Origin of the sequence: Sphingosinicella sp., assembly GCF_052387495.1 — a bacterium.
Taxonomy (GTDB): domain Bacteria; phylum Pseudomonadota; class Alphaproteobacteria; order Sphingomonadales; family Sphingomonadaceae; genus Allosphingosinicella.
In genome coordinates this window covers 1-5,891 of sequence record NZ_JBQTJC010000149.1, presented here as the reverse complement: position 1 = coordinate 5,891, position 5,891 = coordinate 1, and the positions used below count along the sequence as shown (strand labels likewise).

Genomic DNA, 5,891 nt, shown 5'->3' with positions numbered 1-5,891 from the left:
GCGTATCCGGGCCCGGCGCGGGTGCATGACGGTGGGGTTGGAGGGGCCGGACGTGCGCTACTGGCCGGCGGGCGGACACGTGTCGGGCGGGGACCGCCGCGGCGGCCCCGCCCCGGTGAGCGCTGTCATGAGCAGGTTCGCCGTGTCCCACACGGCGAGGCCCTGTCCGGGGGACAGGGCGACCTGCTCATCCTAGGACCGGCACGCCCGCCGGGGGATAAAACGGCGGACGCCCCGATTGGCTCCGGTCAGGCGGGCGAACCCTCCAGCTCGTGCTTGAGGCGGCTCGCCGTGTCGTGGCCGGCGCGGACCGAGCGATAGGCATCGCCGATCGCGTCGAGCGCTTCCTTCGACAGCGCGATGTCGTCGAGCGCCGCATCATATTTGCTCTTGAGCCAGTCCTCGCCGCGCTCGACCTCCTGGATCACCGCCCTGTCGCGCGCGTCGCCGACGTCGTTCTGGGTGATCGCCGCCTTGAGATCGAGCCAGCGGCGGTGGAGGCCGGCGGTGAGCGAGCCGTCGTCATTGGGGGTGCCGCCGAAGCCGCGGACCTTGTCCTGCAGCATCGCGACGGCCCGGCGGCGCTCGGCGGCGAACTCGCGGAAGCGCGCGGAGAAGCGGCCGCTCTGGGCGTCCTCGGCGGCGCGCTCGAAGCCGTCGGCGCTGTCGATCGTGGTGGTGATGAGATCGTTCAAGACGAGAATGTCGTGATCGTGGGCCATGGCAAGCTCCTGAAAACAAAGGGGTGCATCAGAAACGCGCCGGGCGGGACTTGGCTCCGGGGGAGGGCGGCGCGGCTTGACTTTTCGGCGGCGATCCGCTTTGGGAGCGCGGCGAGACGGGGCCGTTCGGCCTCGCTTTTGCGTTTCGGGGTTTGGGCCGTCCCCCTTTTCGACGGCCTGGCCGGAGCTGCCTGACACGGGCTCCGGACGAACGAAGGAAGACTTGGATGCGCCATCGCGTCGGCGGCCGCAAGCTCGGCCGCACCTCCAGCCACCGCGCCGCCCTGTTCCGCAACATGGCCGCCGCGTTGATCAAGCACGAGCAGATCACGACCACGCTCCCCAAGGCGAAGGAGCTCCGGCCCTATGTCGAGAAGCTGATCACGCTCGCGAAGAAAGGCGGGCTTTCGAACCGCCGGCTGGCGCACGCGCGGCTGCTCGACGATACGCAGCTGACCAAATTGTTCGACGTGCTCGCGCCCCGCTATGCCGACCGCGCCGGCGGCTACACCCGCGTGCTCAAGGCGGGCCTGCGCGCCTCCGACGCGGCGCCGATGGGGATCATCGAGCTGGTCGACCGCGACGTCGACGCCAAGGGCCAGGATTCGGGCCCGGTCATGGACGACGAGTTCGAGCCCGAAGCCGCCTGATGGCGGAGCGGTTTGAACGCCACCGCCAGCCCTGGACCAGCGACGAGATCCAGAAGCTCCATCTGCTCGCCAGGAAGGGCATGGCGCTCAAGGCGATCTCGCGCGCGATGACGCGGAGCGAGGAATCGATCCGCGACCGCGCCCGCGCCGACGGGCTGAAGATCGCGAAGCTGCGCTAGCGGCCGGGCGGAACGCCGTCCCGCTCCCGCGGGTTGGCGTTCGGCATGGCGGATGCAGCGAAGCCCCTCGTCCTGATCACCGGCGCGGCCGGCAATCTCGGCCGGTCGATCGGCGGTGCGCTGGCCGACGGTTATCGCGTCGTCGGGCTCGACGTGGAGGCCTCGGAAGAAGACTTTCCGATCCTCAAGGCGGATCTGACCGACGCGGGCTCGATTCAAGCCGCGCTCGGCGAAGTCCGCGAGCGCTTCGGCGGGGAGATCGCCAGCGTCGTCCACCTTGCCGCCCATTTCGACTTCAGCGGCGAACCCCATCCCCTCTCCGACAAGCTCAACGTCGAGGGCTCGCGGCTGCTGGTGCGGGCGCTCCGCGATTTCGCGGTCTGCCAAATCCTCCACGCGAGCACCATGCTGGTCCATGCTCCGGGGCGGCCGGGCGAGCGGATCGACGAGGCGAGCCCGATCGGGCCGCGCTGGGCGTACCCTGAATCCAAGGCCGCGGCGGAGGCGGCGATCAAGGAGGAGGCGGGCGACATTCCGGTCGCGATCCTGCGCCTCGCCGGGGTCTATGACGAAGCGACGATGGTGCCGACCCTGGCGCAGCAGATCGCGCGCATCTTCGAGCGCGATTTCCAGAGCTATTTCTATTCGGGCTCGACCGAGGCGGGGCAGGCGATGCTCCACCGCGACGACATGCGCGACGCGATCCGCCGCACGGTCGACCGGCGCGCCGAACTGCCCAAGCGCACCGAACTCCTGATCGGCGAGCCCGAGGCGATCGGCTACGACGCGCTGCAGGACGAGATCGGCTATCTCCTCCATGGCGTCGACGACTGGCCGACCTTGCGGCTGCCCAAGCCGGTCGCGGCGGCGGGCGCCTGGGCGATGGAGAAGCTCGAGCCGGTCATCCCCGACGCGATCGACAAGGACGAGCCGCCCTTCGTGAAGCCGTTCATGGTGCGGATGGCGGACGATCATTATGCGCTCGACGTGTCGCGCGCGGAGGCGGCGCTCGGCTGGCGCCCGCGCCACCGGTTGAAGGACGAGCTGCCGGCGATGATCGCGGCGCTGAAGCGCGATCCCAGGGGCTGGTACGAGCGCAACAATGTAACCCCGCCCGAATGGCTGAAGGAGGCGGCGGAGCTGGGCTTCAACCCGGCCGAGCTGCGCGACCGCCACGAGGCGCGGATGAAGACCGAGCATGGCGCCTTCCGCTGGGCGCATTTCGTCAACATGGCGCTCGGCGCCTGGCTGGTGACCCAGCCTTTGCTGATCGGCGTCGGCGAGCCTTGGCTGGCGCGGGCGGAGCTCGGGCTCGGCCTTGCCTTGATGCTGTTCGCCGGGCTGGCCTTGTCGTGGCGAATAAGCTGGGCGCGCTGGGTCTGCGCGGGAATCGGCGCGGCGGTGATGGCGATCCCGTTCCTGTTCTGGACGGCGAACCCGGCCGCCTATCTCTCCGACACGCTGGCGGGCATGTTGATCTTCGGCCTCGCGCTGGCGAGCAAGCCCGATCCGGGCGTGTCGCCGGTGGCGGCGCTGGCCGGGCCGGAACGCCCGCCGGGCTGGAGCTACAATCCCTCGACCTGGTCGCAGCGCATCCCGATCATCGCGTTGGCGATCGTCGGCCTGTTCGTCTCGCGCTACCTCGCCGCCTACCAGCTCGGCCATATCCCGAACGTCTGGGACCCGTTCTTCGCCGGCGACCCCGCCGATCCGCAGAACGGAACCGAGGAGATCATCACCTCGTCGGTCTCGCGCGCCTTCCCGATTCCGGACGCGGCATTGGGCGGCTACACCTATGCGCTGGAGATCGTCACCGGCCTGGTCGGCTCGACCCGACGCTGGCGGACCATGCCCTGGCTGGTGATCCTGTTCGGGATCATGATCGCGCCGTTGGGCGTGGTCTCGATCCTGTTCATCATCATCCAGCCGATCGTGATCGGGACGTGGAGCATCATTGCCCTGATCGGCGCGGCGGCGATCCTGATCCAGATCCCCTATTCGCTCGACGAGCTGATCGCATCGGGCCAGTTCATCCGGCGGCGGGTGAAGGCCGGGCAGAATTTCCTGCGCATCCTCTTCACCGGCGATACGGACGAGGGCGAGGCGAGGGGCGGCGCGGACGAATTCGACGCGCGGCCGGGCGGGGTGCTGCGCGAGATGGTCGCGGGCGGCGTGAACCTGCCCTGGAACCTCGCGATCTGCGCGGCGATCGGGCTGTGGCTGTTGTTCACGCGGGTGTCGTTGGGCGCGGAAGGGACGATGGCGGACGCCGACCATCTGATCGGCTCGCTGGCGTTGACCGTGGTTTCGGTCGCCGCCGCCGAGGTGGCGCGCACGGTGCGCTACCTGCTGATCCCGCTCGGGGCGGCGCTGATGGCGATGCCGTTCGTGGCGGGGGCGGGGGCGCTGCAGACCGTGGTGGGCGTCGGCCTCGGCCTGGCGCTGATCATCCTGTCGCTGCGCCGGGGATCGATCCGCGCGCGCTATGGGAGTTGGGACAGACTCATTCGCTAGCGTGCGCCGCTTGACGGCTCCCGCCGTTCAGACGGGCCCTACGCGCACGCCCCGCCGCGCCACACGAAAAGGGGGAACCGGATTCGAGGCCGAAAGTTTGGCTGCGGTCCCGGCCCTTCGCGCCGGACCGGAGGGATGCCGGCGATGATGATGGTCGATACCGAGCTCAGGGCCAGCCCGATCCAAGGCATCGGCGTGTTCCTGACCGAGCCGGTCCGCAAGGGCCAGCTCGTCTGGCGCTTCGATTCGCGGATGGACCGGGTCTATGCCAACGCCGAGCTGGAGAGCCTCCCGCCAGCGACGCAGGACTTCATTCGCACCTATTCGACCTGGCATGAGGGCATGGGTCTGTGGGTGCTGTGCGGCGACAACGGCCGCCATTTCAACCACAGCAGCGAGCCGAACACCCTCTCGCATGGCATCGCCTTCGGCGACGATGTGGCGGCGCGGGACCTGGCAGCAGGCGAGGAGCTGACCTCGGACTATCAGACGATCTGCGACGCGATACGGCTCAATCCGCCGCGCTACATGATGGCATCGAGCAGGCCGAGCGCTTCGACCCTGGGATAATGCTCCGCCGCGACCCGCTCGCCGATGTCGAGCCGGTAGCGCAGGTTCGGGGCGACGACGCGCCCGGCGCGGGCATAGGCTTCCTCGCGCGCCGCGAGGATGGTCGCGCCGACGCCGGTCACCACCATGGTCCAGCCATACAGGCCGCTGGTGACGAGCCTGCCATCGAGATAGCCGACTTCGCCGAAATGGAAGTGGCGTCGATCCTCCGCCGCCAGCGGATCGGGCAGGCGGACGGGTAGCCCCACCGGCTCGTCCACGTCCTTGCGCGAGTAAGGGAAGGGCGGGGTGGTGAGGACGATCCCCACCGAAAAGCCGTCGGCTGCCTCGAAGCGCTCGGCCCGGCGCGAAATCATCATCGCGAAGAGCTCGTCCCAGCCCGTTTGTTGCAAGGGATCGAGGATGGCGAAACCGGGATAGCCAAATCGGCAAGTGAATTCGAGCGGCCAGATCCCGTCCGCGTTCACGATCGTGTTCAGGTTCACGTAGCCGACGTGACCGTGCTCGCGCAGCAAGGGCGCGATCCGGGCCAGCGTTCGATCGAAAAAGGCCTCGCTGCGCGCGAAGGTCGCGACCGTGCCCATCTCGCCCGTCAGCTCGCCCATGTCGCCCGCGAAGAAACGCTTGTGCTCCCAATCGAGGCAGGCGGGAGCGAGGAATTTGTCGCCGTCGAAATAGGCGCCCACGCCCAACTCCACGCCGTCGATATGGTCCATGAGGACCGGGCGCGAACGCAGGCCGCCCGCGGCGCGGATCGCGAGCATCGCCCGCACGTCGCTGCCGTCGACCAGATCGCCCACATAATTCCCACCGGAATCCGGGCCGTTATACTTGAGCACATAGCGGCGGGGCCGCGCGGCGAGATAGGCGTCCGCGGCCGCCGCATCGTCAAACTCCCGGGTGACGGCGACGCATAGGCCCAGGTCCGCCAGCAGACGCTGGGCGAAAGCGCGGTCATTCTCCAGACGGTCTCCGTAGGCGCTGCCGCCAATGACGTTGAAGCCGTCGCGACGAAGCTCGTCCTGAAGCGCTCCAAGCCCCTCCGACACCGCCTCGAACAGTATGACGCCGTCGGGCCCGGCCGCGCGCACCCAATCCAGCTCCGCCCGCCAATCGGCGACTCGGGGCAGCATCCCGGTGAGAGTGCCTTGGGCGAGCGGCTCGCTGATCGAGATGCGGACCTCGTGCCCGTCCTCGGCGAGCGCCAGGTAGAGCGCCGCGAGGTCGCAGGTTTCGGTGACTCCGAGGAACCGCAT

The 5,891-nt window shown here is 69.0% G+C and carries 6 protein-coding genes; 4 read left to right on the top strand and 2 right to left on the bottom strand.

Features of this window, described 5'->3' with window-relative positions; translation table 11 throughout:
* Positions 1-248: 248 nt before the first annotated feature.
* Positions 249-722 (bottom strand): ferritin-like domain-containing protein, encoded by a 474-nt coding sequence (locus ACT4N8_RS08415; RefSeq protein ID WP_444857686.1) that lies wholly within the window; start codon positions 720-722, stop codon positions 249-251.
* A 227-nt stretch (positions 723-949) separates the two neighbouring features.
* Here ACT4N8_RS08415 and rplQ point away from each other — a divergent pair, with 227 nt between their 5' ends.
* The 4 genes from rplQ (at position 950) to ACT4N8_RS08395 (ending at position 4,635) form a co-directional block, all read left to right on the top strand.
* On the top strand, positions 950-1,372 hold the full coding sequence (rplQ, locus tag ACT4N8_RS08410; RefSeq protein WP_444857685.1) for a 50S ribosomal protein L17: 423 nt from the start codon (positions 950-952) through the stop codon (positions 1,370-1,372).
* On the top strand, positions 1,372-1,551 hold the full coding sequence (locus ACT4N8_RS08405; protein WP_444857684.1) for a hypothetical protein: 180 nt from the start codon (positions 1,372-1,374) through the stop codon (positions 1,549-1,551). The genes rplQ and ACT4N8_RS08405 overlap by 1 nt, the downstream gene beginning before the upstream one ends.
* A 45-nt stretch (positions 1,552-1,596) precedes the next feature.
* Complete coding sequence (locus ACT4N8_RS08400; RefSeq protein ID WP_444857683.1) at positions 1,597-4,065, top strand: vitamin K epoxide reductase family protein; 2,469 nt, start codon at positions 1,597-1,599, stop codon at positions 4,063-4,065.
* A gap of 144 nt (positions 4,066-4,209) precedes the next feature.
* Positions 4,210-4,635 (top strand): SET domain-containing protein, encoded by a 426-nt coding sequence (locus tag ACT4N8_RS08395; protein WP_444857682.1) that lies wholly within the window; start codon positions 4,210-4,212, stop codon positions 4,633-4,635.
* Here ACT4N8_RS08395 and ACT4N8_RS08390 read toward each other — a convergent pair.
* Positions 4,590-5,891: hypothetical protein (locus ACT4N8_RS08390; protein ID WP_444857681.1), on the bottom strand; the 1,302-nt coding region annotated here is incomplete at its 5' end. The genes ACT4N8_RS08395 and ACT4N8_RS08390 overlap by 46 nt on opposite strands.

Bases quoted from the DNA above. Each gene is read 5' to 3' on its own strand.
- rplQ (WP_444857685.1), top strand. From the start codon at position 950: ATGCGCCATCGCGTCGGCGGCCGCAAGCTCGGCCGCACCTCCAGCCAC.
- ACT4N8_RS08395 (WP_444857682.1), top strand. From the start codon at position 4,210: ATGATGATGGTCGATACCGAGCTCAGGGCCAGCCCGATCCAAGGCATC.
- ACT4N8_RS08400 (WP_444857683.1), top strand. From the start codon at position 1,597: ATGGCGGATGCAGCGAAGCCCCTCGTCCTGATCACCGGCGCGGCCGGC.
- ACT4N8_RS08405 (WP_444857684.1), top strand. From the start codon at position 1,372: ATGGCGGAGCGGTTTGAACGCCACCGCCAGCCCTGGACCAGCGACGAG.
- ACT4N8_RS08415 (WP_444857686.1), bottom strand. From the start codon at position 722: ATGGCCCACGATCACGACATTCTCGTCTTGAACGATCTCATCACCACC.